The organism is Reyranella sp. (assembly GCF_004296935.1).
Taxonomy (GTDB): domain Bacteria; phylum Pseudomonadota; class Alphaproteobacteria; order Reyranellales; family Reyranellaceae; genus Reyranella.
On record NZ_SCVH01000039.1, the window covers coordinates 16,791 to 41,495 of the forward strand.

The window sequence follows — 24,705 nt, forward strand, 5'->3', positions numbered from 1 at the left end:
GCAACCAGGACATCAGCTCTTGTCGCATCGTGTCCTCCTGCAGTCATTGGCCGAAATCATCGGCTTCGAAGGCCGGCGTCGCGAACGCAAACGCTGGCATGCACGGCCGGCCGAGTCACGGGGGACTTTGGCCGGCGCGGTGGATGACAGACCGGTAACGCCGGCAACCCGAGGGGGTTGCCGGCGTTTTCCGTACATCGCGACGGAAACGGAAGGATCAGACAGGTTGACCCAATTTTTCCGACACCGACGCCTGCTGCGCGTGACGCTGGGCGCGATGCTGGCCGGGGCCGCGGCCGCGAGCCTGGCCGGCTGCGGCGCGGTCGCGGCCCCGGTCCGTGTCACCAGCGCCGGCGCCAAGATCGTGCCGGTAGCGGGCGACGTCGTGGCGGCGCCGCTCGACGTCACGGCCGACGTGATCGACTGAACGATCGACCGACTGGGCGCGCCGGCGCTCTATTCGGCCTTGGCGCCGGAGGCCTTGAGGATGGGCAGCCAGAGCGCCTGGTCGTCGACGATCAGCTTGCGGGCGGCGTCGGGCGTGCCCGACGGCAGCATCTCGAAGCCCTGGACCAGGAGCTTCTCCTTCACCTGCGGGTTCTGGGCGATGCGGTTGAGCTCGGCATTGAAGCGCGCGACGATCGGCGCCGGCGTGCCAGCCGGCACGGCGAAGCCCAGCCACACGGCGACGACGCAGTCGGGGACGCCCGCCTCCATCATGGTCGGCACGTCGGGCAGCATGACCGAGCGGTCCTTGGTCGTGACGGCGAGCGCCTTGAGCTTGCCCGCCTTGATCTGGCCCAGCACGGTGGGGGCGTTGAAGGAACCCCACGTCACCTCGCCGTTCATCACGGCGAGAACAGCGGCCGGGGCGCCCCGGTAGGGCACGTGCTGCTGGCGCACGCCGGTGCGCTGCTCGAGGAGCACACCCGACAGGTGGGCGCTGGTGCCGACTCCGCTCGAGCCGTAGGTGAGCTCGCCCGGCTTGGCGCGCGCCTGCGCGACCAGGTCGGCCACGGTGGTGGCCGGGTTGGCGGAGGAGACGACGATCACGTTGGTGAGAATGCCGGTGGCGGTGACCGGCACGAGGTCTTTCAGCGGATCGTAGCCCGGCGCCTTGTAGAGGCCGAGGTTGAACACCGTCGTGCCCTGCGAGGTGAGCAGCAGGGTGTAACCGTCGGCAGGCGCCCGTGCGCCTTCCGCGGTTCCCACGAGGCCGCCCGCCCCGCCCTTGTTGTCGACCACGACGGGCTGGCCCAGCGCCTTGGCCAGCTCCTCGGCGAAGACGCGCCCGACGGTGTCGGCGCCGGAGCCGGCAGCGAAGGGCACGATCATGCGGATCGTGCGCTCCGGCCAGTCGGCCGCCCGCGCGGCTGTGGACGTGAGCAGCAGCGCAGCGGCCGTCAAAGCATGGCGGCGTGTGAATTGTCGCGACGAAATCATGGCCGGTCTCCTCCAGAACGAAGGAGTTCTAGCAGAGACAGGCGCGAAATCCGAACAAACGAACGCCCGGATCTTTCGATCCGGGCGTCTGCTTTTGGTGCGGGTGCGGCTAGCGGCGCTGGCCCAGGAACATCATGAGGAACTGGAACAGGTTCACGAAGTCGAGATAGAGGCTCAAGGCGCCGAAGATGGCGACCTTCTCGGCCGTGTCGGTGCCGTAGGCCTCGGAGTACTGGTCCTTGATCTTCTGGGTATCGTAGGCGATCAGCCCCGAGAAGATCAGCACGCCGGCGGCGGAGATGATGAAGCTCATCGCGCCCGACGGCCAGATCATGTTGACGAGGCCGGCCAGGATCAGGCCGACGACGCCCATGAACAGGAACTTGCCCATCGCCGTCAGGTCGCGCTTGGTGGTGTAGCCGTAGAGGCTGAGCGCGCCGAAGGCGGCGGCCGTCACGAAGAAGGTCCGCGCGACCGAGGCGCCGGTATAGGTGAAAAGCAGCACCGACAGGCTGACGCCCATCAAAGCCGTGACCGCCCAGTAGACGGCCTGGACCGCGCCGACGCTCATGGTGGCGGCACGGAACGAGACCAGCAGCAGCAGGCCGAGCGGCGCAAAGATCGCGATCCAGCCCAGCATGTTGAGGCCCACGACCTGGCCCGCCTGGACCTGGAAGAAGAGCGCGGCGAGCTGGGGCGAGCTGAACAGGCCGAAGGCCACGATGCCCGACAGGGCGAGCCCCGAGGCCATGTAGTTATAGACCCGGATCATATGGGCGCGCAGGCCGACATCGAACGTCGCCTGGTCGCCAATGGTGCCGGCCCTGTTGAATGCGTTGAAGTCCTGGTTCGCCATCTTGATCAACCTCCGCGGGATCTGATTTCCTGAGTCCCGTCGTCGGACAATGTGGTCACTAAGACCCCCTGAATCAATGGGGTGAATCAATTGTGTGAATCAATAGAGGGTGCGACGGGCAGCGGATGCTTATACTGGCGCCATGTCCGATTCGCCCAAACTCCTTGCCCTGCGCAAGTCCCTCGCCGAGGCCTCCGACGGGGCCGCCCCCGAGGACTCGAAGAAACTGGCCCACGCCGCCATCGCCCAGATCCTCATGGCCATCGAAAGCGGCGTCTGTCCGCTGGGCGACTGGGAACGGAGATGTCTCGCGGCGGCGATCACCAGCCTGCGCGGCGGCAAGACCAACGAGGCGCGTACCCGCGCGCGCCAGGCCCTGTGGCCTGATGAAAACAGGCGGAACGCCGCGGTGTCCAAGTTTCCGCCGCGACCGGGCATGCTGACCCTCGACGAACTCAAGCGTGAGTTCGCCGCCGCGCTCGCCATGCCGGGACGTGCACGGCCAGGCGGCAACCCCGCCTAAAGGCGCGTTCCTCATCGCAGCACTGCCCTGACTTTTCCGGGGTTTGGCGGAATGCTAATTTCCCACGGGTCCAGAGGTTCATTCCCGAGACTGTTGGATGACAGAATCCGCCAGAGCATACCCCGAAGGCATCGCTGAAAGGTCCCGCCGTCTTCATTGGCAGCAGCGATTCGTTTCCCTGGTGAAGTCGGCGCTGACGAACACGCTTCTGGTCGTCGGTCTCTCGCTTCTCTGCCTGCTCTCCCTCGAGGGACTGACGCGCCTCTTTCTCGACGACGGGATGCTGTACGAGCTCGAAATGTGGAAGTACGCGCGCGAGGTCAAGGTGCGCGACAGGCAGCCGGACCTGGGCCATCGGCATCGCCCTGGGGCCGACGCCAGGCTGATGGGGGTCGACGTCCAGACCGACTCCCGCGGATTCCGATCGGCCGGGATCACCGCAGGGATCGACGCAAAGGCCGACGACGGCGTCGCCCGCATCGCCTTCGTCGGCGATTCGATCACCATGGGCTGGGGCGTCGCCGAGCGCGAGACATTCACCCGCCAGGTCACGGCCCAGCTCAGCGCGGCCGGCCGCAAGGTCGACGGGTTCAACCTGGGCGTCGGCAACTACAACACGCTGCAGGAGCTCACGCTGTTCCGTGACGCCGGCGCACCGCTGAAACCCGACATCATCGTGCTCGCCTACTTCATCAACGACGCCGAGCCGATCCCGGCCTATCCCGAGAAGGCGTGGCTCACCGAACATTCCGCCGCCTGGGTGGTCCTGACCTACAGGTTCGATCTCCTGCTGCGCCAGTTCGGCGAAGCGCCGGACTGGAAACGCTACTACCGGGATCTTTACGGCGACGACACCGCCGGCTGGAAGCAAACCCGGAAGGCCCTTGCCGGGTTTGCCGCGACGGTGCGCAATCTCAACGCCCAGCTGGTCGTCTTCCATGTGCCCGAAGTGCGCGAGCTCACGCCGTATCCGTTCACCGACGTCACGGCAAAAGTCCGCGCGCACGTGGAAAGCCTCGGCGTGCCTTTCGTCGATCTTCTGCCCGCCGTGCAGGATCTCGAGCCCTCGAGTCTGTGGGTGACGGTGCCCGACCCGCATCCCAATGCTCGGGCGGCGACCGCTTTCACCCGAAAGATGGTTCCCGAACTGACGGCATTGCTGGATCGTCTGTGCCGCGACCAGGGCAAGGGCTGCTAGATGGCGACGCGCGACGAGTCTCCGGCAAGCATCCCTTCCGGGCGTATCGGCCTGCACGTCAAGAACGCCCTGCTGATGCTGGCATCGGTCGTCGCGAGCCTGATGGTGGCCGAAGCCGTCGTCCGCTACATCGACGGCTACAACATGCTGTCGATGCCGCTCAGCGAGCCCATGGGCGTGGCGAGCGTCAGGCAGGAGACGGTGGACCGGGTGGCGCGGAGCCCGGGTGTGGCACGCGACTGGTTCTTCGCCGAGCCGCCGCCGTTGCCAAACCGGCGCCCCGTGCCGGAGGCGTGGGAACGGCTCTACCGCTTCGTCGTGGCCAATCCAGTCGGCGGACTGGAGTTCCTGCCCTCGGACGCGTTCAAAGCCTGGAACGCCGTCTTTGCCGGCGACCCCTGCACCAACAGGCGTCTGCGCTTCGCGCCCGGGCAGCTCTTCCTCTACGACCCGCGCGATGGCCAGGCGACGCCGCCCTATCGCTTCCCGCCCGACGCCACGCTGCCCAGCGGCTTGACGACCAACCAGATCGGCTGGCGCGGCGCGCCCATCGAGGACCCGCGCGGCGAGAGGACCGTGCGCATCGTGTTTGTGGGATCCTCGACCGTGGTCGAGTCGCACCATTTTCCGTTCTCCTGGCCAGAGTTCATCGGCAACTGGCTCAACCTCTGGGCGAAGTCGAAGGGGCTTGCGATCCGGTTCGAGGTGCTGAATGCCGGGCGCGAAAGCATCATCTCGACGGACATCGCCGCCGTCGTGCGCACGGAGGTGTTGCCGTTACGGCCCGACCTGGTCGTCTACCACGAGGGTGGCAATCAGTTCCGGCCGGCGTCGATCGTGGAGAAAGTGCCGGCCGGGCCGGTCGTGCGGCCGCCAGGGCAGCAGGCCGGCGGCGCGCCCTCATGGCTCCGCGAGGCCGCGCGCTATTCCGCCGTGATGGGCCGCGTCCAGGCGGCCCTCAGTGTCGCGGGCGCCGAGGCCGATGGCGGCGAATGGCCGAAGCCCGACTATCGCGTGGTCTGGCCGGCCGGCCTCGACGAGGCCGATCCGGATCTCGCCCATCCGACCCTGCCGGTGAACCTGAACGTCATCCAGAAGGATCTCGACCGGATCCGGGCCGACCTTGCGACGGTGGGCGGACAGCTCGCGCTCAGTTCGTTCGTGTGGATGGTGAAGGACGGGCTGGTCGTCGATCCGCTCCGACACAAGTACATCCTGGAACAGCTCAATGCCGGCAACTGGCCGTTCCGCTACCGCGATCTCGAGCGGCTGGCGGCATTCCAGAACCGCCTGCTCGCCAAGTATGCCGCCGTCCACGGCCTGCCCTTCGTCGATATCGCCGGCAGCATGCCGCTCGACCCCGACCTCTTCACCGATGCCGTGCATACGAACTATGCCGGCACCCGCATCCGGGCCTGGGCCGCCTTCAACCAGCTGTTGCCGACGATCGAGAAGAACCTGGCCGGGGACGCGTGGCCCCGGCCGTGGCCGGCCGGGGCTTCGACCGCGCTGCCGACCTTCACGCCGCGGCAGGTGAAGGTCGACTGCAAACCCTGACGCGCGTCAGGCGGCGACGGCCTCACGATAGGGCATGTCGCCGAGGTAGTTCTTCTTGCCGATGCCGACGCCGTTGTGACGCAGGATCGCGTAGGCGGTCGTCACGTGAAAATAGAAATTCGGCAGGACGTGCTGGACCAGGAATTCCTGACCCGACAGCGACTTGCCGTTCCAGCGCGGCTGGGTGATGCGGCGCTCGGCCGCCCCGGCGAAGGCGTCGGGCGAGAAGCCCTTCAGGTAGGCGATCACGCTTTCGATGCGCGCCTTGATCTCGGCCATCGTCTGCTCGGTGTCGGCATGCACCGGCACGTCCTTGTCGCGACCGGCGAGGCGCGCGGCGCCGAGCTTGGCGGTGTCGCAGGCGGTCCGGATCTGCTGCACCAGGCTGAACTGGTCGGGCGAGAGGCGCGACTGCAAGAGGATCGAAGTGTCGAACTTCTTCTCGGCGGCGAATTTTTCCGCCTCGCCCAGGATGGCGACGAGGTTGTTCAGCATCTTGGCAAACTGGGTGACGACGATGGCGTGGATCACGGGGGCGTGGATCATCTGGACCTCGGGTGGGGGCTGTGTCGGATTGGGCCGTGGCTATAGCAGGTCGCCGTTGGGAGCGCTCATGCTCATACGGATCGCGAGCAGCCACGCGCGCCCGGGGACAACCCACCTCAAAGGGGCTAGCCTTCCGTAAGGCTGTTCCGGGGGAGAAACGACATGCCCATCTCCATTTGCAGAAATGTGATGGCGTTGCTTGCGGCATCGCTGACCGCACTGTTGCTGCTGGCAGCACCTGCCTCGGCGCAGAGCCGCGTCGATTGCGGCAATGGCTACAATTGCCCGGCCGGCCATGCCTGCCTGCTGGGTGGCCAGTGCGGCCGGCTGGTCGACGCCGTGCCCGGCAGCGTGCGCACGTCGACCGGGACGTGGTGCGATCCCGGCTTTCGCGAGGGCACGGTCAGGCGCGGCACCTGCGTCCCCGGCAGCTACTCGGAATGCGCGAGCGGCATGATCTGTCCGTCCGGCGCGCAGTGCTCCGCGGAGGGCCAATGCACCGGCGGGCCGGCGGCGACCGGTCCGATGTGCGGCGACGCGCGTTGCGCCGAGGGCCGGATCTGCTCGAGCCGTGGCAGCTGCATGAACACCGCCTACTTCCAGGATTGCGGCAACGGTACGATCTGCTCGAAGGCGTCAGCCTGCAAGTTTCCCAAGGGCTGCGCGCTGGTGGCGCCGGAACGCATCCGTCAGCAGGCCAACCGGCACTGACGATCACCGCGCGCCCACAATTCAAATCCTTCGCCACAGCGGCCAGGTCGCGGCGAGCGCCAGCAGGCCCATCACGCCGGTGATCGCCGTTGCTTCCGGCGCGCCGAACAGGTCGGCGAGCCAGCCCAGCCAGACGAAACCGATCGGCCCGGTGCCGATGCACACCGACAGCACCCCCAGGATGCGTGAGCGCATGTGGGCGGGAGCCGCCAGATAGACGAGCGTTGCCTGCAAGGTGGAAAAGGCCGCGCCGGCGAGGCCGGTCAGCAGCAGTGCGGCGCCGGCCAGCAGAGGCGTGGGGGCAGCTGCGAAGGCGATCAACCCCACCAGGTAGGTGGCCACGCCGCCGACATAGGCGCGGGCGTGCCAGCCCGGCGTCAACCACAGCGCCAGCAGGAGGGCGCCCATGAAGGCGCCGACGCCGTCGACGCTGGTGAGGAGGCCGACGCCTTCAGGGCCGAGCGACAGCCGGTCGGTGCCGATCACCGGGATCATGCTGGTGAAGGGCCAGGCGAAGACATTGTAGATGACGGTCACCGCCATGATGGCGCCGAGGCGACGGTCGGAAAAGATGAGCACCACGCCCTCCCAAGTGCGGGCGAGCACGGCGCCAGCGCCTTCGGCGGTGGGAATGTGGCTGCGCACAAGGAGCGTGGCGGCGACGGCGGTGACGTACATCACCACACTCAGCAGGAATGCGCCTTCTATGCCGACGCCTGCCAGCAACAGGCCGCCCGCGGCAGGGCCGACCATGCGGCTCGCATTGCCGGCGCCGACATCGAGCGCCATCGCGGTGGCCATGCGGTCGCGGCCCATGACTTCGCCCATCATCACACGGCGGAGCGGATTGTCGGTGGCCCAGCCGCAGCCGTTGACGAAGCTGGCGACGGCTAGGTGCCAGACCTCGAGCGTCGACGCAAAAGCGACGACGGAAAGCACGGCCGACATGACGGCCAGCAGGCCGACCATGCCGGCCAGCGTCAGGCGGCGATCGAAGCGTTCGGCCAGAGCGCCGAGGAAGGCGCCAAACAGGCCCATGGGCAGCAGACGAAGCATGGTGACCATCGCGACAGCAAATGCGGAGCCGGTCTGCTGATAGACGACGATGCCCATGACGACCGTCTCAAGCCAGCGCACGGTGGAAACGACCAGGCCGACGTACCACAGGCGCCAGAAATCCATCGGACTGGTGCCGAGCACATGCCGGAACGACAGGTCGGTCTGGTGGGTCTCGCTCTTGGTCTCTCTCATGGATGCGCCGACTGTCCCCTACGGCCGCGCCAAAGTCTCTCTGGTAAAACGCACCGGGGCTGCCAATACTTAGGTGACATGCCCGTCCATTGGACCATCGAGCCCGATCGAGACCTTGTGACCGTAGTGGCGGAGGGCGAGGTCACTTGCAGCGAGCTCGTTGCCATGGTCGATGCACTCCACGAGCGCGATGCCCACGGCTATCGAAAACTATACGACGGCGGCCGCAGCATCATGCGCATGACACAGGACGAGGTCCTGCTGCTGGGCGTGTACATGCGCGCCGAGCATGCGCGGAGTCCGATGGGCCCCATGGCGGCGATCCTGCCGGAAGTAGATTCCGAGATACTCGCCCGCCTCCTGGGCATGGTCGCTCTCGCCGACCGTCCGTTTCGCCTCTTCGCCAAGCGCGAGCGGGCACTCAAATGGCTTCTCGCCCTGCCTCCCGCCCGGCATCCCAGCGAGCGTGTCGGCCAATAGCCCCGACCCAACGACCTCGGCGTCGCCGCTGCGGGCTGGCTACCCCCGACCAAAGCATAGGGCCGCCGGCGCTGGTCTTCTTGCAGTCCCGCTGCCAAGGTGCGTCGATCATGACACTTCGCTTGGAGATCGACCTGGAGCAAAGACTTGTCACCGCCGTCGCGGAGGGCAACGTCACGCGCGCCGAGTTCGACGCCTTCCTCGACGCCTCTGCCAGGTCCAGGCTCACGGCTACCGCAAGCTGTTCGACGGCAAGCGCGGCGCCACGCGCATGGAAGCCGAGGACATCATGGCGCTGGGCGCCCGCATGCGCGCGTCGCACGACAAGGGGCCGGTCGGCGCCCTAGCCGCGGTAGTGCCGAACGACCATGTCGAGGCGGTCGGCCGCGTGCTGGGCATGCTGGCTGCCGCCCAACGACCGATGCGCGTCTTCCGTCAGCTCGGGCCGGCGCGCAGGTGGATCAAGGGCCAGCCCGGACCACCGATAGCCAGACCTTGAAGGCCTAGACCTTGAAAGCCTGGCGGGCCGGCAGGCGCCAGCCCGAGATCTGCTTCGAAAGCTCGATGGATTTGTGGACCGTCTTCTTCGAGGCAACGACGTCGACGAAGCTGGCCTTGGCGAGGGCGGCGACTGTGGCGGCGGCTGAAGGCCAACACCACCTGCCGAAGCGCAGAACCGGACGTTGCGGCACCTGGCCTGAAGACAGGCTACTCTGGAGTCCCAATGCTTGTGCCCCTTTCGCCGGAGTCCCCAATGTATGTGCTCTATCACGGGTGGAGATCGTCGGCGTCGCGCCGTGTGCGGCTCTGCCTGGCCGAAAAAGGACTCGAATTCGAGAGCAAGGTGATCGACCTGACCAAGATGGAGCATCACTCGCCCGCCTTCTTGAAGCTCAATCCCAACGGCGTCATCCCGCTCCTCATCCTCGAGGACGGGCGCTCGCTCTACGAGAGCGGCACGATCTGCGAATATCTCGACGAGACCCATCCCGAGCCGCCGCTCCGGCCGGCCGACGCCTTCGACCGTGCGGTGATGCGCAACTGGATCCGCCATATCGACGGGCTGATCGGCAACCTCATCATCTTCAACTGGGCGCACTCGATGGCGAAGGTCGCCACGCAGTGGTCGGACACCGAGTTGGCCGAGAAGCTCAAGAACGTGCCGAGCAAGGAACGGCGCGAGGCGTGGCTGCGCACGGCTCGCAAGCCCTACACCGAGGAGGAACGTCAAGAGGCCCGCGACAAGCTCAAGGTCGGGCTGCTCGACAGGATGGAGGAGACACTCAGGCAAACCGCGTGGCTGGCGGGCGAACACTATTCGTTGGCCGATATCGGTGCCGTGCCGTTCATCAAACGCCTCGACGAGGAGATCGCACCCGACGAGATGACGCCGGCCAAGCATCCGCGCGTCGCCGCGTGGTGGGTGGCGATCCAGGCGCGACCGGCGTTCGCTGTGGCGAAGATAGGGCCATTCACGGCAGTTTGACCTCGATCCGCTCTCTGCCAAGGTTACCCGCCATGCCATTTTATTGGGACATCGACCAGCAGCAGAGACTCGTCACCGCGGTCGCGGAGGGCGATGTCACGCGCGCCGAGGTCGAGGCCTATCTCGATGCCGTCGGCCAGGCCGGTGCCTACGCCTATCGCAAGCTGTTCGATGGCAGGCAGGCCCGCATCCGCATGACGCCCGAGGAGATGCTGGCACTGGGCGTGCGCATGCGCGCCACGCATGCCGAAGGTCACGCGATGGGTGCCCTGGCCGCGGTCCTGCCGGACGACCATACGGAGGCGGCGGGCCGTGTGCTTGGCATGCTGGCCGCGGCCGACCGGCCGATGCGTGTCTTCCGCCAGGTCGGCCCGGCGCGCAAATGGATACGAAGCCTGCCGGTCTCCTGATACCGGCTAACGACTGGGGCCAACAAACGGGGGGCTAGCGGCCGCCCGCACGCTCCAGGGCCTTAATGGCGAGTGCTGCCTTGCCCGACTTCTCGGCGACCTCGCGATCCTGCGCCTCGATGATGGCGCGGGCGGGGCCGTCCTTCTCGAGGCCGCCGAGGGCATCGAGCGGGACGCGGCGATTTGAGCGCTGGCTGCCGTCCTCGTAGGTGACGTTGAACAGGACGTATTCCATCCGCTTCGTGGGCTTCTGTGCCATGGGAGTCTCCATTGTGGGTTGGGGCGCTTATACGCCTTTCCCGTCGGATTGGCCGATATCAACGCAGGGGGCAGCAAATGGCCTCAAGTGGGTTATCCTTGGGTTACCGCCCAAATGCCCGAAGGCCGACCATGCCGGGATACCCCACCCTGCCAATCCTCCTCCTTCTCCCCATCGCGCTGGTGCTCGGTGCCTGCAACGACAAGGCCACGCTCGACCGGTCGCAGGTCGAGACGGTCAGGGTCGAGGGACGGCTGTTCGAGGTCCGCATCGCGCCGACCGAAGTAGCGAACGAGTACCGGATGCTGGTCGTGCGGGCGACACTGGTGATCAATCCCGATCCCGAGGCCGAGCGCGCGCGGGCGTCGAACGTGGCCCGGCGGTTCATGGACCGGACCTGCAAGGGGCAGCCCTATCGGACGTTGCAGGACAACCTCGTCGACGAGGTCAATCTGGAGACTCGCTTCAGGTGTCTCTAGCGCCGCCCTGCGCTGCCGGGATGCTGGCACGCCGCGGCAAAGGCCGTCACAGTGCGCGGGTTGTTTGTCCCGACCCGGAGCCCTTTTCAGAGATGATCGACGATGCTGGCGTGACCGGATCCTCTCCCAAGAACCGCCGGATCGACGGCCGGCGCCTGCGCAGCGAGCGGACCAAGCAGCTGATCATCGAGGCCTATCTCGACCTCCTGCGCGAAAGCCCGCAGGTGCCGACGGCGGCGCAGATCGCCAAGCGGGCCGGCTGCTCGGTGCGGTCGGTGTTCGAGCGCTTCGCTGACATGCTGACCTTGAGCTTTGCCGCCGCCGACTATGCCTTTGCACAGGGTATGGCCCAAGCCGTGATCCGGCATGCCGATGCCGACCGGCAGACCCGGCTCAGGTCGCATGTCGAGACGCGCGCCGGGGTCTGCGAGCGATGGTTGCCGCTGTGGCGCGCGCTGCTGCACAACCAGAACGAATCGGAGCTGTTGAAAATGCGGATCGAGCAGATGCGCGATGCCGTCGCTGCGCGCCTGAAGCTGATGTACCGGCCGGAGCTCTCGACCTTGCCGGAAGCGGAACGCAAGCAACTCGTGATCGCCCTCGAGGCGCTGATCGATTTCGAAAGCTGGGGGCGGATGCGCGAGCGTCACCACCTGTCGGTCGAGGCTGCGCGCGAGGTCTGGATCAATGCCATAGACCGCATGCTGCCGCCGACGCCGCCATCCTAGCGCTGCGTTGAATCACCAGCTCCCGGAGAAGGTTCTAGGTTGTTGTCGGGCTGCAGGTACAGAGTCAGGGCAAGGACCGCGATGAAAACCGCGCCCCACACCAGCCATCGCTCATGGCCTGGCTTCATCCTCTCTCCATCGACAAGTCCCGCCTCGCGGGATCCAGCAACAAGGGACGGCACGGCCGGGGTGCTTCGCCCCGGCAGCCAATCGACAAGACGGGTCGCAATGGCGCCTGACTCCGAGGCCTTCCAATCACCTTCCGACAGCGTCTCTATCACGGCAGCCAGCGCCCGGGCCGCGGCCTCCCGGGGAAGGTCCGACAAGCGGGCGGCCTCCTGCCACGGGTCGAGGCCGAGGCGCGTCAAAGCCGTGAGGACCGTGAGCTGCACGCCGACCGCCTCTTCGCCGACCGAGGCGAAGAGGAAGGCGTTGTACTCCGAGTGGCCGAGGGTGAATTCCGGACGCAGCGTCATTGGCCTTCACCCTCCCCCGCGGTTCCGTGCCGGCAAGCAGCCGGTTAGAAGCCCATCCCGCCGCCCATACCACCCATGCCGCCACCGCCCATGCCACCGCCGGGCATGCTGCCGCCGTTGGCGCTCGGGATCTCGGCCACCATCGCCTCGGTGGTGATGAGGAGGCCGGCTACGGAGACCGCGCCCTGGAGCGCGGCACGGACGACCTTGGTCGGGTCGATGACGCCCGCCTTGATCATGTTGACGTACTCGGCCTTCTGGGCGTCGAAGCCGAAGTTGACGTCCTTCTGGTCGAGCATGCGGCCGGCGACCACGGCGCCGTCGAAGCCGGCGTTCTCGGCGATCTGGCGAACGGGCGCCTGCAGCGCGCGGCGCACGATGTCGATGCCGACCTGCTGGTCGTGGTTGCCGCCGCGCTTGCCGTCGAGCACGCGGGTGGCATAGAGGAGTGCAGCGCCGCCACCGGCGACAACGCCTTCCTCGACCGCCGCCTTGGTCGCGTGCATGGCATCGTCGACGCGATCCTTGCGTTCCTTGACCTCGATCTCGGTGGCACCGCCCACCTTGATGATGGCGACCCCGCCGGCGAGTTTGGCCAGCCGCTCCTGCAGCTTCTCGCGGTCGTAGTCGGACGTCGCCTCCTCGACCTGCTTCTTGATCTGCGAGACGCGAGCCTCAATGTCCTTCTTCTTGGCCGCGCCGTCGATCACCGTGGTGTTGTCCTTGTCGATGCGCACCCGCTTGGCGGTGCCCAGCATGTCGAGGGGCACGTTTTCGAGCTTGGTGCCGAGATCCTCGCTGATCACCTGGCCTGCAGTCAGGATGGCCAGATCCTCCAACATCTCCTTGCGGCGATCGCCGAAGCCCGGCGCCTTGACAGCCGCGACCTTGAGGCCGCCGCGCAGCTTGTTCACGACGAGCGTAGCCAGCACCTCACCCTCGATGTCCTCGGCGATGATGAGCAACGGCCGGCCCGACTGCACGATCGATTCGAGCAGCGGCAGCACGGTCTGCAGGCTGGCGAGCTTCTTCTCATGGATCAGGATGTAGGGATTCTCGAGCTCGCAGATCATCTTCTCGGCGTTGGTAACGAAATAGGGCGAGAGATAGCCGCGATCGAATTGCATGCCTTCGACGACGTCGAGTTCGGTCTCGAGGCTCTTGGCCTCCTCGACCGTGATCACACCCTCCTTGCCGACCTTGTCCATCGCCTTGGCGATCATGTCTCCGATCGCCTTGTCGCCGTTGGCCGATATGGTGCCGACCTGGGCGATCTCCTGGCTGGTCGAGACCTTCTTGGAACGGCTCTTGAGGTCTTCCATGACCCATTCAGCAGCCATATCGATGCCGCGCTTGAGGTCCATCGGGTTCATGCCCGCGGCAACCGACTTGGCGCCCTCGCGCACGATCGCCTGGGCGAGCACGGTGGCGGTGGTCGTGCCGTCGCCGGCCGAATCAGAGGTCCGGGTCGCCACTTCGCGCACCAGTTGCGCGCCCATGTTCTCGAACTTGTCGCCGAGTTCGATCTCCTTGGCGACGGTGACGCCGTCCTTGGTGATGCGCGGCGCGCCGTACGACTTGTCGAGCACGACATTGCGGCCCTTGGGCCCGAGCGTGACCTTGACCGAGTCGGCCAGGATATCGACACCACGGATCATGCGGGCCCGGGCATCGGCGCCGAAACGTACTTCTTTCGCTGACATGATTCTTATTCCTTGCTCGTAAGACTTCGAAAATGCCGGTTGGCGTCAGGCGGCTTTCTTCTTGGCGACGGCCGTGTCTTCAATGACGCCCATGATGTCTGACTCCGGCATGATGAGAAGATCCTCGCCGTCGAGTTTGATCTCGGTGCCCGACCACTTGCCGAACAGGATGCGGTCGCCCTTGCGGACATCGAGCGGCACCAGAGCGCCGGTCTCGTTGCGGGCGCCGGGGCCGACGGCGACGATCTCGCCTTCCATCGGCTTTTCCTTGGCGGTGTCGGGAATGAAGATCCCGCCCTTGGTCTTGCCTGCTTCCTCGACCCGGCGAATCACCACGCGATCGTGCAACGGCCTGAATTTCATGGCGTTTCTCTCTGATTGTCGGGTTTTGGAAGCGAACGCTGAGCGCGCGCGAGGCAATAGGTAAGCTGGAAGTGGTGATCTTCGCTCCGCGAACAAGCACCCTCCACCCAAAATCGCCCTCTTCCGGGTTCCCAGGCTCCGGGTTGCTGGCACATCGATGCAAAAGCCGTCACAGTACCCAGCCTGTGCCGCGTACTCTCCGATGTTCGGTGCGAGCGTCCGGAGAAGCGTAAGCAGCCCTACAAACTCGAGGTCCCGGTCCGGAGCGCTTCCAGAGATGGTTCAAGATCTTGTCATTGCCAGGCCGCTGGGCCCGCGGCGCCAGTTCGATGGCCGCCGCCTGCGCAGCGAGCGGACCCGGCAGCTGATCATCGAGGCGTATCTGGAGCTGCTGACCCGGAACGTGCGGGCGCCGACGGCGTCGCAGATCGCCGAGCAGGCAGGATATTCGGTACGATCGATATTCGAGCGCTTTTCCGATCTGCGCGCGCTCGGCCTCGCGGCGACGGACCACGCGATTGCCGCCGGCCAGGCGGAAGCGGCGGCGCGCGATGTCGACGGCGACCGGCCGACCCGGATCAGGGCGCATGTGATGATCCGGGCGACGGCTTGTCAGAAGTGGCTGCCGCTGTGGCGGGCCATGATCGACAGCCAGGACCAACTGGCCGAGTTCGAGAGCCGCGTCGGTCTGGTCCGCCGGGCCAACCTCGCGCGGCTGAAACTGATGTATGGGCCGGAGCTTTCGACCCTGCCGGGCCCGGAACGCAGGCAATTGCTGTTCGCCCTTGGCACACTCACCAGCTTCGAGAGCTGGAACCAGTTGCGCGTCGACTACGGTCTCACGATGGAGGCGGCCCAGGACGTCTGGTGCACTGCAATCGACCGGATGCTGCCGGCCACGCCGCGGGCGGACTAGTTGCCGGCAGCGATGAGAGCACTGTTCCTCACTCTTCTCCTGGTCAGCGCGGGTGGCGTCGCCGATGCCCAGCAGCGCCGTCCGCCGGAATCCGACAAGAGCACCGACAGGCCGCCTGACTGCGCCGTCGCCATGGGCGCGCTGCCCAAGGAGTGGGCCGGCGAGGCCTATGCGATCGACGGCGCCACCTTGGCCGGCACGGGGCTGAAGCCGCCGCTCAGGCTATGGGGCGTCCAGGCGGGCGAGTTGCGCGACCGGCAGAGTGGCCAGGAGACGTCTGCCGGCATGCGGGCGCGGGCCGCGCTCGAGGACATGCTCGACAAGGGTGGGCACAAGGTGAAGTGCCGTGTGACCAGATGGGACCGCGAGTGCCGCGTCGTGGCGCAGTGCCTGGTCGAGGCCACGCCGGCGCCGATCGATCTCGGCGGCTACCTGATCGCAAGCGGCCTCGCCTACGGTTTCCATCTCGGGGAAGCGCTGCCGTGGGAGCCACGTGCCGGCCAGCGCTATGCCGGGGCCGAGGCCGAGGCGCGCAAGGCCGGTCGGGGCCTGTGGCCGGCGTGGCTGGGCGAGAAGTAGGATCGTCAGAAGGGCGAGCGCCGCTTGTGCCGCGCCCGGCCGCGCGTGTCGACCAGCGGTGAGGCAGGCGGCGCGACATCGGGCGCCGAACAATCCGCATCGGTCTCCATGCGGGCGCGCCGGTGTCCCAATGCAGTGAGCGCGATGCCCTTCGGCCCCTCCTCGATCAGGCCGAGAAATTCGAAACGCATCCGCTGCACAGACGGGATGTCGACCCTCCGTCCCTCGGCCAAGCGACGCAGCACCTGAAGTTCGAGACGACTCAATGCCGGCGGAGTTCCAGCCACGACTTCTCAGCGCCAGAACAAGGTGAGCAGGATGGAGCGGTCCATGGAAGTCTCCTGGAAGCGCAGGCCCGGGAATTGGGCGTCGGCACATGTGTCTTGTCGACGGGAGGCAACGTGGGACCGCGCCCCTGGTTGCAATCCAATCTTCGGCTGAGCGGGCGGCCTAGCTGGCCCGGCGCGCGATCACGGGCCGGCCGCCGCCAGGTCGATGGCGCGGCGGTACATCGTCATGGACGCTTCCGGCGTGTTGTAGCCCGCGTGTGCGGTAAGCGTCACATTGTCGAGCTTCAGCAGCGGCTCGTCGGGCGGCGTAGGCTCCTTGGCGAAGACGTCGGTCGCGTAGTGCCCGACATGGCCGGCGCGCAGGAGATCCAACAGTGCCGGCTCGTCGACGACGCCGGCCCGCGCGGTATTGACGACGATGACGCCGGGCTTGGTCTGCTTGAGCCGCGCGCGGTCGAGGAAGCCGCGCGTTGCGTCGTTCAGGGCGAGATGCAGGCTGACGATGTCCGAGCGCGCCAGCAGTTCGTCGATCGGCACCATCGGCACGGCGGCGCCGGCAACGGCCGAGCGGTTGTAGGCGATCACCTTCAGGCCGACACCCTGGGCGATGCGCGCCATCTCGCGACCAATGCCGCCCAGGCCGACGATGCCCAGCGTCTTTCCCTTGAGTTCCATGCCCTGCATCGGACGCCAGCCGCCCGACCTGACGTTGGCGTGCATGGTGGCGATATGGCGCGCGGCAGCGAAAACCAGCCCCATGGCGTGCTCGGCGACCGTGGTGTCGCCGTAACCGCCAATGGTTGAGACTTTGATGCCGAGGCGTTTGGCGGCCGCGAGATCGACGAAGCTTGCCGCCCCGGTGCCGAGGAAAACGATGTGCTTCAGACCGGCACAGCGCGCCAGGGTGGCTTCGCTGAAGTAGGTGGCGTCGTTGATCACCGTATCGTAGCCCGCGACCTTGCCCGGGACATCGTCTTCACCGACGGGTCCCATATTGACGATGATGGGAGTGTCGCCGGGGCCGTGAACCTGCTTCCAGACGCGATCGATATCCGGAGTAGAGTCGATGAAGAGCGTTCCGGACATCGCCACCATCCTCTCAGCCGAACCACGAACCCAGCATAGCAGATAAGAAGCCTTTAGCGGGTAGCTCGCCTCTTTCGTGCCGTCTTGCCGCGCAGTCTTTTCCGGGCGGCGGTCGGCGGCACGGAAACATCGCGCTGGAGGTTGTCGTGCTTGTCGTCCATGCGGCGGTAGTCGATCGTGAGCTCCTCGCCAGCCGGGATGTCGCGGACGGCATGGTAGGTCACGTCGCCGTCGTCAGAGCCCAGGTTGGGGTCGGCGGCGTGGTTCATGTACCAGCCGGTCGAGATGCGCAGAAAGTCGAGCGGCACCCAATATCCCCCGGTGCTGCGAATGCCGAACTTCTTGTAGAGGGCGGCGTGGCGCGAGCCGTTGACCTGCCGGGTCGAGACCCAGCGACTGTCCTTGCCATCCCAGATCCGGACAATCTCCCCCTTTTTGACATCCTGGTCGGCAAAACAGCCGATGCCATGAACGCCCGACGAGCCGAGATAGACGAACGCCTTGCTGGTCTTTCGTTTCATGAAAACTTCTTACTCGTGATCACCAATGCCATGCGGCCCGCGTGCTTAGCCTGCTCTCTGCTGCACGGCAATCGTGCCGACGCCACGGCCCCAAGATGGCTGGTCCCACCGGCGGAACGACGCTAGGCTTCCATGCTTTTGCGAGAAGGAGACGCCGAAACCGAGCACGAAGGCCTGGGCTGCACGTCGCAATCCGCAGCAATAGCGGACAGCGCGCCGCCCATCACTGGGAGGACACCATGAGAAACCGGATGCATTGCTTTGCGTTGGCGTGTTTGGTGTTGGTTGGCGTGATGGCGTTGGCGGTTGGAATGGCGGACCCGGCGCTGGCGCAGAAAGCCGGCGGTATCCTGAAGATCCAGCATATGGATACGCCGCCCAGTGCCTCGATCCATGAAGAGGCGACCGTCTCGACGGCGGTGCCTTTCATGAGCGTTTTCAACAACCTCGTGATGTTCGACCAGAACGTCGCCAAGAACAGCTTCGAATCGATCGTGCCAGACCTCGCCACGAGCTGGACCTGGAGTGGGGACGGCACCAAGCTCGCCTTCAAGCTTCGTCAGGGTGTGAAGTGGCATGACGGCAAGCCGTTCACAGCCAAGGACGTGCAATGCACGTTCGAGTTGCTGCTCGGCACCGACAAGCTCAGGCGCAATCCACGCGGGGCCTGGTACAGCAATGTCGAGAAGGTGACGGCCGACAGCGATGTCGATGCCACATTCCACCTCAAGGCGCCGCAGCCCGCGCTGCTGGCGCTGCTCTCGTCTGGCTACACGCCGATCTATCCCTGCCATGTTCCCGTGGCAGACATGCGCCGCCATCCGATCGGCACGGGACCGTTCAAGTTCGTCGAGTTCAAGATGAAGGAGAGCATCAGGCTGGCGAAGAATCCCGACTACTGGAAGCCGGGACGGCCCTATCTCGACGGCATCGAGTTCACCATCATCCCCGACCGGTCGACCCGCATGCTGTCGTTCGTCGCCGGCAAGTTCGACATGACCTTCCCGACGGACGTCACGGTGCCGCTCCTGAAGAACCTGAAAAAGGATGCGCCACAGGCAAAATGCACCATGCGGGCGACCGGCGTCTCCACCAACCTCATCATCAACCGAGATCTGCCGCCGTTCGACAACCCGAAGATCCGGCGCGCCATGGCGCTGACACTCGATCGACAGGAGTTCATCACCATTCTGAGCGAGGGCGAGAGCACGATGGGGGGCGCCATGCTGGCCCCGCCGGACGGCGTGTGGGGACTCCCGCCAGAAAGGCTCAAGAACATCATCGGCTACGGCAACGTCGAAAAGAGTCGTGAGCAAGGACGCGCATTGATGAGGGAGGCCGGCTACGGCCCCGACAAGCGGATGAAGCTCAAGGTCAGCACGCGCAACATCGCCACCTTCCGCGATCCGGCGACGATCCTGCTCGACCACCTGCGCCACATCTACATCGACTCCGAACTCGAGATCATCGATACCGCCGTCTACTACAATCGCGTATTCAAGAAGGACTATGCGGTGGCGCTCAACCTCAGCGGCAGCGCGGTCGACGATCCCGACGTCACCTTCTTCGAGGGCTACGCCTGCGGCAGCCTGCGCAACTACAACAACTACTGCGATCCGGAAATGACCAAGCTGTTCGAGGCGCAATCGCGCGAACTCGACCAGAAGAAGCGCCTGATGATGGTGTGGGAGATCGACGCCAAGCTGCAGGAGGCCATTGCCCGGCCGATCATCTCGAACGGCAGGGCGGCCGGCTGCTGGCAGCCGTACGTCAAGGACGTGACGATCCACACCAACAGCATCTACAACGGCTGGCGCTTCGAGGACGTCTGGCTCGATCGCTAAAGGTCGAAGGCATCAACGGCCTCTCTGCGGCGATGAGGATCGCGGAGAGGTCTTGCAATTGCAGCGCCAGAGGGCGGCCGGGACGACCTGGCTTGCAGCTATTTTGCCAGCGACTCGAGCCAGCGGCGCGCAGGTGCCGGCGTGCGGAAGACGCGCATTGGCCGATCGGCGGCCGCAAGCATGCCCAGCACCCGGGCGACCAGTTCGGCCTTGTCGTCAGGGACGACGACGGCCAACGGTCCCATGGGGCCCATCGCATGGAATTCCCGGAACCTTACGCCCAGCACAAGGAGATCCTCGGGGCTCATTCTGGTGTCGCCTTGGCTGCCGTCGAACAGCTTGCGGTAGGTCATCGCTCCGCTTGAGGCCATCTCACCGAGCAAGGCCTCGACGTCGCGGCGGGTGACATCGCCGTCCGCGATGGCGGTGATCAACCGGCTTTCAGAATCGATTGTCCAGGTGAGCGACATGCTGCTTGCCAATTTCCCTATGAGACCCGGAGGTTATTTGACAGTCCTGAGGACGAAACGCCAGCATCGCCCACTTTGACATCGCTCACTCCGTGCAGCGAAAGTTCGGGAAAGGATAGCTGCATGCTCACTTTCTATTTCTCGCCTGGATCGAGCTCGATGGCGCCGCACATCGCCCTGCACGAAACCGGCGCACCGTTCGAAGCCAAGCCCCTGTCGTTCGGCAAGAAAGAGACGCGCACGCCCGAGTTCCTGGCGATCAACCCCAACGGCAAGGTGCCGGTGCTGCTGGTCGACGGCCGCGTTCTAACCGAGGTAGCGGGCATCCTGTTCTATCTGGCGCGGGTGTTTCCCGCTGCGGGCCTGCTGCCGCAAGGAGACATCGAGGCCGAGGCGCAGGTGGTTTCCTGGATGTCCTATATCGCCTCGGCCATCCATCCGGCGCGGCGGCAGGGACTGGAGCACGCGCGCGAGGTTTACGCGGTCGCCGACAAGCGCCTGGGCAAGAACGACTGGGCGGTGGCAGGGCGATATTCGATCGCCGATATCCACCTGTTTCGTCTCTACTGGCGCTTCCGCAGTTCACTCGAGCCGGAACCGGGTGCGTTCCCCAATATCGAAGCGCACTACGCCCGCATGATGGCGCGACCGGCCGTGCAGCGGACGATCGAAATCGAGACGAAGATCGGCTACGTGCTGCCGGCGTGATCGCTGATCGAGACCTTTGCCTGCGCAGCGATCCAGCGACGCGCGGGCGCGATTTCGCGGAACATGCGCATCGGCCGATCGGCGGCGGCGAGCACACCGAGGATACGGGCAACCAAATCCCCTTGGCCGGGAGGCGTGACCACCGCCAGCGGGCCCATTGGACCCTGCGCATGGAATCCCCGGATCCTGACACCCAATGCCAGCAAGTCGTTGGCCGTCATCGCGGTGTAACCCCGGCTACCGTCGAACAGCTTGCGGTAGGCCATCGCATCGACCCCGGCCGCCTCCAGCGCGTCGAGAAAGGTGTCGGAGTCATGGCGGGTGACGTCGCCGACCGCGGCGGCCGTCAGTAGTCGTTCCTGATGATCGAGCGTCCAGAACAGAGGCATGCTGCAAGCGAAATCTTCAGTTTCGACGGCTACTTGTCGTTCAGTAGACGCCAAACTTTTTCCGGCGTCACGGGCATGTCGATATGGCTGACGCCGATCTCGGCGAGCGCATCGACAACGGCATTCATGACCGCGGGCAGCGCACCGGCGCAGCCGGCCTCGCCGCAGCCCTTGATGCCCAGCCGGTTGGTCTTGCACGGCACGGAATGGTTCTCGATCGAGAAGTCCGGCGCGTCGGTCGCCCGCGGCATGGCGTAGTCCATATAGGAACCGGCCACGGGCTGGCCCTGCTGGTCGTAGACCGTGCGCTCCATCAGCGCCTGGCCGATGCCCTGAATGACACCGCCGTGCGCCTGGCCCGCCACCAGCATTGGATTGATGACGGTGCCGAAGTCGTTGACCATGAAGTAGCGCACGACCTCGACCTGGCCGGTGTCACGGTCGATCTCGACTTCGGCGATATGGCAACCGTTGGGGAAGGAAAACGGCGGATTGTCCGAGATGTGGCTGACGTCGAGCGACTGCGGCCCGTCAGGCGGTAGGCTGATGCCCGCACGCAGCCTGTCAGCAAGTTCGACGATGCTGATGCCGCGATCCGTGCCGGCGATGGTGAAGCGGCCGCGCGCAAACTCGATATCGACGGTCGCCGCTTCGAGCACGTGGGCTGCAATCTGCTTGCCTTGCTCGATCAGTTTGTCGCCGGCCTCGAGGAATGCCTGGCTGGCCACAAGCGCGGATTTCGAACCGCCGGTGCCACCGCCCACCTTGAGCTGGTCGGAGTCACCCTGCAGCAGGCGAAAGCGCTCGAGAGGGACGCCGAGCTGGCTTCCCAGCACTTGGGCGAAAGGCGTGGCGTGGCCCTGGCCGTAATCGAGCGTACCGCTCAGCATCATGATTGTGCCGTCTTCCTCGAAGCGGATACCGCCGTATTCTTTGGCGGGCGGCCCCGTGACTTCGAGATAGGAGCCGATGCCGCGGCCGCGCAGCTTGTTGCGGGCCGCGCTCTCCTGCTTGCGCTTGTCGAAGCCCTGCCAATCGGCGGCGACCAGTGCCTTGTCAAGGATCGTGGTGAATTCGCCCGAATCGTAGTTCATGCCCGACGGCGCCTTGTAGGGCATCTGATCGGGCGCGATGTGGTTCAGCCGCCGCATCGCAATCCTGTCGATGCCCATCTCGCGCGCCGCCGTGTCGATCAGGCGCTCCATGTAGTAGTTGCCCTCGGGTCGTCCGGCGCCGCGATAGGCGCCGACCGGCGTGGTGTTGGTGAACACGACCTTGGAATTCACTTCCATCGCCGGCGTCTTGTAGACGTCGATGACGTTCTTCACGGCGTTGGTCGTGGCCGGCATCGGCGGATAGATGTAGGCGCCGGCGTTGCCGGTACCGCTGAGACGAACGGCGAGGAACCTGCCTTCCTTGTCAAGCGCCAGCTCGGCGATGCGTTGGTGATCGCGACCGGCATGGTCGCTCAGAAAGCTCTCGGAGCGCTCATCGGTCCACTTCACCGGCCGACCGAGCAGTTTGCCGCCCAGCAGCAGCGGGGCGTACTCTGGGTAGACCTGCGACTTCATGCCGAATGAGCCACCGACATTGCCGGTGAGGATGCGCACCTTGTCCGGCGGCACATTGAGCACGTCCCTGGCAATACCGCCGCGCAGCCCCATCACGCCCTGGCAGCCGACATGCAGGGTCCAGCGTCCCGTCTTCGAATCGTAGGAACCGAGCGCCGAGCGTGGCTCCATGGCGTTGACCACGATGCGGTTGGAGGCGATCTCGAGTCGCGTCACGTGGGCCGCCTCGGCGAAAGCCTTCTTGACCGCTTCGGCATCGCCGTAGTGGAAGTCGAGGGCGAGGTTGCCCGGCGCGTCCTCGTGAATCTGCGGTGCGCCGGGCTTCAGCGCATCGGCCGGACTGGTGACGGCTGGCAACTCCTCGATATCGAGCTCGACGGCCTCGGCAGCGTCCTTGGCCTGCACCGCCGTCTCGGCCACGACGCAGGCCACGGCCTCGCCCACAAAGCGCACGCGGCCCTTGGCCAACGATGGTCGAGGGGGCGTCTTCATCGGCTTGCCGTCGCGGTCCGGAATGTTCATCGGACATTTGAGCGGGCCGAAGCCCGCCGCCTCGAGATCGGCGTTGGTGTAGATGGCGAGCACGCCCGGCATTGCCATCGCCGCGGCGATGTCGATAGCCTTGAGAATGCCGTGCGCCTGCCGGCTGCGCACCATCACGGCATAGGCCTGGCCGGGCAGATTGATGTCGTCGGTGTAGCGGCCCTCGCCGCGCAGCAGCTTCGGATCCTCGGACCGCGGCACGGATTGGCCGACGCCGAACTTCATCAATGCAAGACCGGTGTCGTCGAAAGAATCCATGCGCTTACCCTCGCAAATTCCTTGAGCAAATTCCAAGCCACCTCACCCCGGGGATTTCCCCAGGGTGAGCTAAATCCATTGCCGATTGAGTCTATTTCAGCGGCGAATAGTTCGTCGGCAACAACAAGGTCGAGTGCATCGCCTGTAGTTTCTCCGGACCCTTGGCGAGATAGGCCTGCCACGCCGGATCCTTCATCGCAGCGCCACGCGCCTCGAAGCGCTCCTGCAGGTTCTTGTAACGCCAGAGGTGTATCCACTCGTTGGGTTGCGGGAACTCGCCCGTCCAGGCACCCCAGATCGGCGAGTACTTCTCACGCGCGGCCTGCACCTCCTTGAAATCCTTGCCGTACTGGACAGCGCCACCCATGTTGCAGCGATAGACGCGCAGTTCGTAGATGTTGCCGGTGGTGCCGTCGTCCGGGCGGATATCGACCACAGGATTCATGAGGCGCAGGTCCTGACGCTCGATCAGCGGGCGGATCACCGGCACATAGCCTTCGGTCCACGGCTTGTGCTTGGCGAGCTCGCCGCGCAGCCGCGTGCGCTCTTCGTAGCTGTCGTATTTCCACAGGTGCCAGATCTGGTTCAGCGCGCCGAATTCGGCCGTCCAGTAGCCGTGGTTGACGCCGTAATTCTGACCGCGTGCCGGCCTGCCGATCGTCTCGGCAGCCTTGAGATATTCCGGCATCTTGCCGGGCTTCAGGGTGTAGCAGCGAAGCTCATAGACCATGTCGTTTCCTCTCAGGGATGGGGATTCTTGGGCGGATGCGCCCGCACCGCTTCCTCGTTGATGTCGGCACCCCAGCCCGGCCGGGTGGGCACGATCAGTTCGCCATTCTGGATCACCGGCGGGTGTGTCACCAGATCATCCTTCCAGGGCACATCGTCGATATCGATTTCCATGATGCGGAAGTTGGGCATGGCGGCGCACAGGTGAGCGCTCATCAGCGTAGACATGTGGCCGTAGAAATTGTGCGGCGCACAGTTGATCTCGTAGGCCTCGGCCATGGTCGAGATCTTGAAGGACTCGGCCAGACCGTTCCACGGCACGTCGATGATCG

The 24,705-nt window shown here is 65.6% G+C and carries 32 protein-coding genes; 15 read left to right on the forward strand and 17 right to left on the reverse strand.

The window, feature by feature from the left end; all coding sequences use genetic code 11:
* Positions 1-226: 226 nt before the first annotated feature.
* On the forward strand, positions 227-427 hold the full coding sequence (locus EPO55_RS04940; RefSeq protein WP_296335353.1) for a DUF6726 family protein: 201 nt from the start codon (positions 227-229) through the stop codon (positions 425-427).
* A gap of 29 nt (positions 428-456) precedes the next feature.
* On the opposite strand, the gene EPO55_RS04945 is transcribed toward EPO55_RS04940, so the two are convergent.
* Together EPO55_RS04945 and EPO55_RS04950 are read right to left on the reverse strand one after the other, a co-directional pair.
* The gene (locus tag EPO55_RS04945; RefSeq protein ID WP_296335354.1) at positions 457-1,443 is read right to left on the reverse strand and encodes a tripartite tricarboxylate transporter substrate binding protein; all 987 of its coding nucleotides are present in this window, start codon (positions 1,441-1,443) and stop codon (positions 457-459) included.
* 109 nt (positions 1,444-1,552) lie between these two features.
* Positions 1,553-2,299, reverse strand: a complete 747-nt coding sequence (locus EPO55_RS04950; RefSeq protein WP_296335355.1) for a Bax inhibitor-1/YccA family protein — start codon at positions 2,297-2,299, stop codon at positions 1,553-1,555.
* 142 nt (positions 2,300-2,441) lie between these two features.
* Here EPO55_RS04950 and EPO55_RS04955 point away from each other — a divergent pair, with 142 nt between their 5' ends.
* The 3 genes from EPO55_RS04955 (at position 2,442) to EPO55_RS04965 (ending at position 5,577) form a co-directional block, all read left to right on the forward strand.
* Positions 2,442-2,822 carry a hypothetical protein gene (locus EPO55_RS04955; RefSeq protein ID WP_296335356.1) on the forward strand — a complete coding sequence of 127 codons (381 nt, stop codon included), beginning with the start codon at positions 2,442-2,444 and terminating at the stop codon, positions 2,820-2,822.
* 181 nt (positions 2,823-3,003) lie between these two features.
* Entirely contained in the window at positions 3,004-4,020 is a 1,017-nt protein-coding gene (locus EPO55_RS04960; RefSeq protein ID WP_296335358.1) for an SGNH/GDSL hydrolase family protein, read from the forward strand.
* The gene (locus tag EPO55_RS04965) at positions 4,021-5,577 is read left to right on the forward strand and encodes a hypothetical protein (protein ID WP_296335359.1); all 1,557 of its coding nucleotides are present in this window, start codon (positions 4,021-4,023) and stop codon (positions 5,575-5,577) included.
* A gap of 6 nt (positions 5,578-5,583) precedes the next feature.
* Here EPO55_RS04965 and EPO55_RS04970 read toward each other — a convergent pair whose 3' ends face one another.
* Positions 5,584-6,123: a DUF1993 domain-containing protein gene (locus EPO55_RS04970; RefSeq protein ID WP_296335360.1), complete on the reverse strand. Its 540-nt coding sequence runs from the start codon at positions 6,121-6,123 to the stop codon at positions 5,584-5,586.
* A 162-nt stretch (positions 6,124-6,285) separates the two neighbouring features.
* On the opposite strand from EPO55_RS04970, the gene EPO55_RS04975 reads away from it, so the two are divergent.
* Positions 6,286-6,834, forward strand: coding sequence for a hypothetical protein (locus EPO55_RS04975; protein WP_296335361.1), 549 nt, complete (start codon positions 6,286-6,288; stop codon positions 6,832-6,834).
* Positions 6,835-6,855: 21 nt separating this feature from the next.
* Here EPO55_RS04975 and EPO55_RS04980 read toward each other — a convergent pair whose 3' ends face one another.
* Positions 6,856-8,085 carry an MFS transporter gene (locus tag EPO55_RS04980; RefSeq protein WP_296335362.1) on the reverse strand — a complete coding sequence of 410 codons (1,230 nt, stop codon included), beginning with the start codon at positions 8,083-8,085 and terminating at the stop codon, positions 6,856-6,858.
* Between the two features lie 78 nt (positions 8,086-8,163).
* Here EPO55_RS04980 and EPO55_RS04985 point away from each other — a divergent pair, with 78 nt between their 5' ends.
* Entirely contained in the window at positions 8,164-8,565 is a 402-nt protein-coding gene (locus EPO55_RS04985; protein WP_296335363.1) for a hypothetical protein, read from the forward strand.
* Positions 8,566-8,836: 271 nt separating this feature from the next.
* Positions 8,837-9,064 carry a hypothetical protein gene (locus EPO55_RS04990; protein WP_296335364.1) on the forward strand — a complete coding sequence of 76 codons (228 nt, stop codon included), beginning with the start codon at positions 8,837-8,839 and terminating at the stop codon, positions 9,062-9,064.
* Between the two features lie 4 nt (positions 9,065-9,068).
* On the opposite strand, the gene EPO55_RS04995 is transcribed toward EPO55_RS04990, so the two are convergent.
* Complete coding sequence (locus EPO55_RS04995; protein WP_296335365.1) at positions 9,069-9,257, reverse strand: hypothetical protein; 189 nt, start codon at positions 9,255-9,257, stop codon at positions 9,069-9,071.
* Between the two features lie 62 nt (positions 9,258-9,319).
* Between EPO55_RS04995 and EPO55_RS05000 the strand changes: the two genes are divergently transcribed.
* A complete protein-coding gene (locus EPO55_RS05000) occupies positions 9,320-10,051 on the forward strand; it encodes a glutathione S-transferase family protein (protein ID WP_296335366.1) in 732 nt (243 codons plus the stop codon).
* Positions 10,052-10,083: 32 nt separating this feature from the next.
* Positions 10,084-10,461 (forward strand): hypothetical protein, encoded by a 378-nt coding sequence (locus EPO55_RS05005; protein ID WP_296335367.1) that lies wholly within the window; start codon positions 10,084-10,086, stop codon positions 10,459-10,461.
* A gap of 34 nt (positions 10,462-10,495) precedes the next feature.
* Here EPO55_RS05005 and EPO55_RS05010 read toward each other — a convergent pair whose 3' ends face one another.
* The gene (locus tag EPO55_RS05010; protein ID WP_296335368.1) at positions 10,496-10,720 is read right to left on the reverse strand and encodes a hypothetical protein; all 225 of its coding nucleotides are present in this window, start codon (positions 10,718-10,720) and stop codon (positions 10,496-10,498) included.
* Positions 10,721-10,851: 131 nt separating this feature from the next.
* Here EPO55_RS05010 and EPO55_RS05015 point away from each other — a divergent pair, with 131 nt between their 5' ends.
* Complete coding sequence (locus tag EPO55_RS05015) at positions 10,852-11,199, forward strand: hypothetical protein (RefSeq protein WP_296335370.1); 348 nt, start codon at positions 10,852-10,854, stop codon at positions 11,197-11,199.
* A gap of 92 nt (positions 11,200-11,291) precedes the next feature.
* Positions 11,292-11,927 carry a hypothetical protein gene (locus EPO55_RS05020; protein ID WP_296335371.1) on the forward strand — a complete coding sequence of 212 codons (636 nt, stop codon included), beginning with the start codon at positions 11,292-11,294 and terminating at the stop codon, positions 11,925-11,927.
* Here EPO55_RS05020 and EPO55_RS05025 read toward each other — a convergent pair.
* Genes EPO55_RS05025 through EPO55_RS05035 form a run of 3 tightly spaced genes read right to left on the reverse strand, consistent with a single transcriptional unit; the run spans position 11,924 to position 14,469 of the window.
* The gene (locus EPO55_RS05025; RefSeq protein ID WP_296335373.1) at positions 11,924-12,403 is read right to left on the reverse strand and encodes a hypothetical protein; all 480 of its coding nucleotides are present in this window, start codon (positions 12,401-12,403) and stop codon (positions 11,924-11,926) included. The two genes, EPO55_RS05020 and EPO55_RS05025, sit on opposite strands and share 4 nt — an antisense overlap.
* A gap of 44 nt (positions 12,404-12,447) precedes the next feature.
* Positions 12,448-14,106, reverse strand: a complete 1,659-nt coding sequence (gene groL, locus EPO55_RS05030; protein ID WP_296335374.1) for a chaperonin GroEL — start codon at positions 14,104-14,106, stop codon at positions 12,448-12,450.
* Between the two features lie 45 nt (positions 14,107-14,151).
* Complete coding sequence (locus EPO55_RS05035) at positions 14,152-14,469, reverse strand: co-chaperone GroES (RefSeq protein WP_296335375.1); 318 nt, start codon at positions 14,467-14,469, stop codon at positions 14,152-14,154.
* A 277-nt stretch (positions 14,470-14,746) separates the two neighbouring features.
* Here EPO55_RS05035 and EPO55_RS05040 point away from each other — a divergent pair, with 277 nt between their 5' ends.
* Both EPO55_RS05040 and EPO55_RS05045 read left to right on the forward strand, forming a co-directional pair.
* Entirely contained in the window at positions 14,747-15,385 is a 639-nt protein-coding gene (locus tag EPO55_RS05040) for a hypothetical protein (RefSeq protein WP_296335376.1), read from the forward strand.
* A 12-nt stretch (positions 15,386-15,397) separates the two neighbouring features.
* A complete protein-coding gene (locus EPO55_RS05045) occupies positions 15,398-15,964 on the forward strand; it encodes a thermonuclease family protein (protein WP_296335377.1) in 567 nt (188 codons plus the stop codon).
* A 5-nt stretch (positions 15,965-15,969) separates the two neighbouring features.
* Here EPO55_RS05045 and EPO55_RS05050 read toward each other — a convergent pair whose 3' ends face one another.
* The 3 genes from EPO55_RS05050 to EPO55_RS05060 form a co-directional block, all read right to left on the reverse strand.
* Entirely contained in the window at positions 15,970-16,155 is a 186-nt protein-coding gene (locus EPO55_RS05050; protein ID WP_296335378.1) for a hypothetical protein, read from the reverse strand.
* Between the two features lie 279 nt (positions 16,156-16,434).
* A complete protein-coding gene (locus EPO55_RS05055; RefSeq protein WP_296335380.1) occupies positions 16,435-17,340 on the reverse strand; it encodes an NAD(P)-dependent oxidoreductase in 906 nt (301 codons plus the stop codon).
* A gap of 53 nt (positions 17,341-17,393) precedes the next feature.
* Positions 17,394-17,861: an SET domain-containing protein gene (locus tag EPO55_RS05060; RefSeq protein WP_296335381.1), complete on the reverse strand. Its 468-nt coding sequence runs from the start codon at positions 17,859-17,861 to the stop codon at positions 17,394-17,396.
* 311 nt (positions 17,862-18,172) lie between these two features.
* Here EPO55_RS05060 and EPO55_RS05065 point away from each other — a divergent pair, with 311 nt between their 5' ends.
* Positions 18,173-19,705, forward strand: coding sequence for an ABC transporter substrate-binding protein (locus EPO55_RS05065; RefSeq protein ID WP_296335382.1), 1,533 nt, complete (start codon positions 18,173-18,175; stop codon positions 19,703-19,705).
* A gap of 98 nt (positions 19,706-19,803) precedes the next feature.
* On the opposite strand, the gene EPO55_RS05070 is transcribed toward EPO55_RS05065, so the two are convergent.
* Complete coding sequence (locus tag EPO55_RS05070) at positions 19,804-20,175, reverse strand: hypothetical protein (RefSeq protein ID WP_296335383.1); 372 nt, start codon at positions 20,173-20,175, stop codon at positions 19,804-19,806.
* 123 nt (positions 20,176-20,298) lie between these two features.
* On the opposite strand from EPO55_RS05070, the gene EPO55_RS05075 reads away from it, so the two are divergent.
* Complete coding sequence (locus EPO55_RS05075) at positions 20,299-20,883, forward strand: glutathione S-transferase family protein (RefSeq protein WP_296335384.1); 585 nt, start codon at positions 20,299-20,301, stop codon at positions 20,881-20,883.
* On the opposite strand, the gene EPO55_RS05080 is transcribed toward EPO55_RS05075, so the two are convergent.
* The 4 genes from EPO55_RS05080 to EPO55_RS05095 all read right to left on the reverse strand — a co-directional run.
* Positions 20,865-21,272: a hypothetical protein gene (locus tag EPO55_RS05080; protein WP_296335385.1), complete on the reverse strand. Its 408-nt coding sequence runs from the start codon at positions 21,270-21,272 to the stop codon at positions 20,865-20,867. The two genes, EPO55_RS05075 and EPO55_RS05080, sit on opposite strands and share 19 nt — an antisense overlap.
* A gap of 29 nt (positions 21,273-21,301) precedes the next feature.
* Positions 21,302-23,644, reverse strand: a complete 2,343-nt coding sequence (locus tag EPO55_RS05085; RefSeq protein ID WP_296335386.1) for a xanthine dehydrogenase family protein molybdopterin-binding subunit — start codon at positions 23,642-23,644, stop codon at positions 21,302-21,304.
* A gap of 91 nt (positions 23,645-23,735) precedes the next feature.
* Positions 23,736-24,374: an NIPSNAP family protein gene (locus EPO55_RS05090; RefSeq protein WP_296335387.1), complete on the reverse strand. Its 639-nt coding sequence runs from the start codon at positions 24,372-24,374 to the stop codon at positions 23,736-23,738.
* A gap of 11 nt (positions 24,375-24,385) precedes the next feature.
* Positions 24,386-24,705 (reverse strand): enolase C-terminal domain-like protein (locus tag EPO55_RS05095; protein WP_296335388.1); only part of this gene is annotated, 320 nt, incomplete at its 5' end.

Excerpts from the sequence above, each read along its gene's own strand:
- EPO55_RS04965 (WP_296335359.1), top strand. The coding sequence starts at position 4,021 with ATGGCGACGCGCGACGAGTCTCCGGCAAGCATCCCTTCCGGGCGTATC.
- EPO55_RS05010 (WP_296335368.1), bottom strand. The coding sequence starts at position 10,720 with ATGGCACAGAAGCCCACGAAGCGGATGGAATACGTCCTGTTCAACGTC.
- EPO55_RS05070 (WP_296335383.1), bottom strand. The coding sequence starts at position 20,175 with ATGTCGCTCACCTGGACAATCGATTCTGAAAGCCGGTTGATCACCGCC.
- EPO55_RS05015 (WP_296335370.1), top strand. The coding sequence starts at position 10,852 with ATGCCGGGATACCCCACCCTGCCAATCCTCCTCCTTCTCCCCATCGCG.
- EPO55_RS04985 (WP_296335363.1), top strand. The coding sequence starts at position 8,164 with ATGCCCGTCCATTGGACCATCGAGCCCGATCGAGACCTTGTGACCGTA.
- EPO55_RS05075 (WP_296335384.1), top strand. The coding sequence starts at position 20,299 with ATGCTCACTTTCTATTTCTCGCCTGGATCGAGCTCGATGGCGCCGCAC.
- EPO55_RS05090 (WP_296335387.1), bottom strand. The coding sequence starts at position 24,374 with ATGGTCTATGAGCTTCGCTGCTACACCCTGAAGCCCGGCAAGATGCCG.
- EPO55_RS04990 (WP_296335364.1), top strand. The coding sequence starts at position 8,837 with ATGGAAGCCGAGGACATCATGGCGCTGGGCGCCCGCATGCGCGCGTCG.
- EPO55_RS04980 (WP_296335362.1), bottom strand. The coding sequence starts at position 8,085 with ATGAGAGAGACCAAGAGCGAGACCCACCAGACCGACCTGTCGTTCCGG.
- groL (WP_296335374.1), bottom strand. The coding sequence starts at position 14,106 with ATGTCAGCGAAAGAAGTACGTTTCGGCGCCGATGCCCGGGCCCGCATG.
- EPO55_RS05025 (WP_296335373.1), bottom strand. The coding sequence starts at position 12,403 with ATGACGCTGCGTCCGGAATTCACCCTCGGCCACTCGGAGTACAACGCC.
- EPO55_RS05020 (WP_296335371.1), top strand. The coding sequence starts at position 11,292 with ATGATCGACGATGCTGGCGTGACCGGATCCTCTCCCAAGAACCGCCGG.
- EPO55_RS05000 (WP_296335366.1), top strand. The coding sequence starts at position 9,320 with ATGTATGTGCTCTATCACGGGTGGAGATCGTCGGCGTCGCGCCGTGTG.
- EPO55_RS04945 (WP_296335354.1), bottom strand. The coding sequence starts at position 1,443 with ATGATTTCGTCGCGACAATTCACACGCCGCCATGCTTTGACGGCCGCT.
- EPO55_RS04955 (WP_296335356.1), top strand. The coding sequence starts at position 2,442 with ATGTCCGATTCGCCCAAACTCCTTGCCCTGCGCAAGTCCCTCGCCGAG.
- EPO55_RS05055 (WP_296335380.1), bottom strand. The coding sequence starts at position 17,340 with ATGTCCGGAACGCTCTTCATCGACTCTACTCCGGATATCGATCGCGTC.
- EPO55_RS04950 (WP_296335355.1), bottom strand. The coding sequence starts at position 2,299 with ATGGCGAACCAGGACTTCAACGCATTCAACAGGGCCGGCACCATTGGC.
- EPO55_RS05005 (WP_296335367.1), top strand. The coding sequence starts at position 10,084 with ATGCCATTTTATTGGGACATCGACCAGCAGCAGAGACTCGTCACCGCG.
- EPO55_RS05045 (WP_296335377.1), top strand. The coding sequence starts at position 15,398 with ATGAGAGCACTGTTCCTCACTCTTCTCCTGGTCAGCGCGGGTGGCGTC.
- EPO55_RS05080 (WP_296335385.1), bottom strand. The coding sequence starts at position 21,272 with ATGCCTCTGTTCTGGACGCTCGATCATCAGGAACGACTACTGACGGCC.
- EPO55_RS04970 (WP_296335360.1), bottom strand. The coding sequence starts at position 6,123 with ATGATCCACGCCCCCGTGATCCACGCCATCGTCGTCACCCAGTTTGCC.
- EPO55_RS05050 (WP_296335378.1), bottom strand. The coding sequence starts at position 16,155 with ATGCGTTTCGAATTTCTCGGCCTGATCGAGGAGGGGCCGAAGGGCATC.
- EPO55_RS05035 (WP_296335375.1), bottom strand. The coding sequence starts at position 14,469 with ATGAAATTCAGGCCGTTGCACGATCGCGTGGTGATTCGCCGGGTCGAG.
- EPO55_RS05040 (WP_296335376.1), top strand. The coding sequence starts at position 14,747 with ATGGTTCAAGATCTTGTCATTGCCAGGCCGCTGGGCCCGCGGCGCCAG.
- EPO55_RS04975 (WP_296335361.1), top strand. The coding sequence starts at position 6,286 with ATGCCCATCTCCATTTGCAGAAATGTGATGGCGTTGCTTGCGGCATCG.
- EPO55_RS05065 (WP_296335382.1), top strand. The coding sequence starts at position 18,173 with ATGGCGGACCCGGCGCTGGCGCAGAAAGCCGGCGGTATCCTGAAGATC.
- EPO55_RS05085 (WP_296335386.1), bottom strand. The coding sequence starts at position 23,644 with ATGGATTCTTTCGACGACACCGGTCTTGCATTGATGAAGTTCGGCGTC.
- EPO55_RS05060 (WP_296335381.1), bottom strand. The coding sequence starts at position 17,861 with ATGAAACGAAAGACCAGCAAGGCGTTCGTCTATCTCGGCTCGTCGGGC.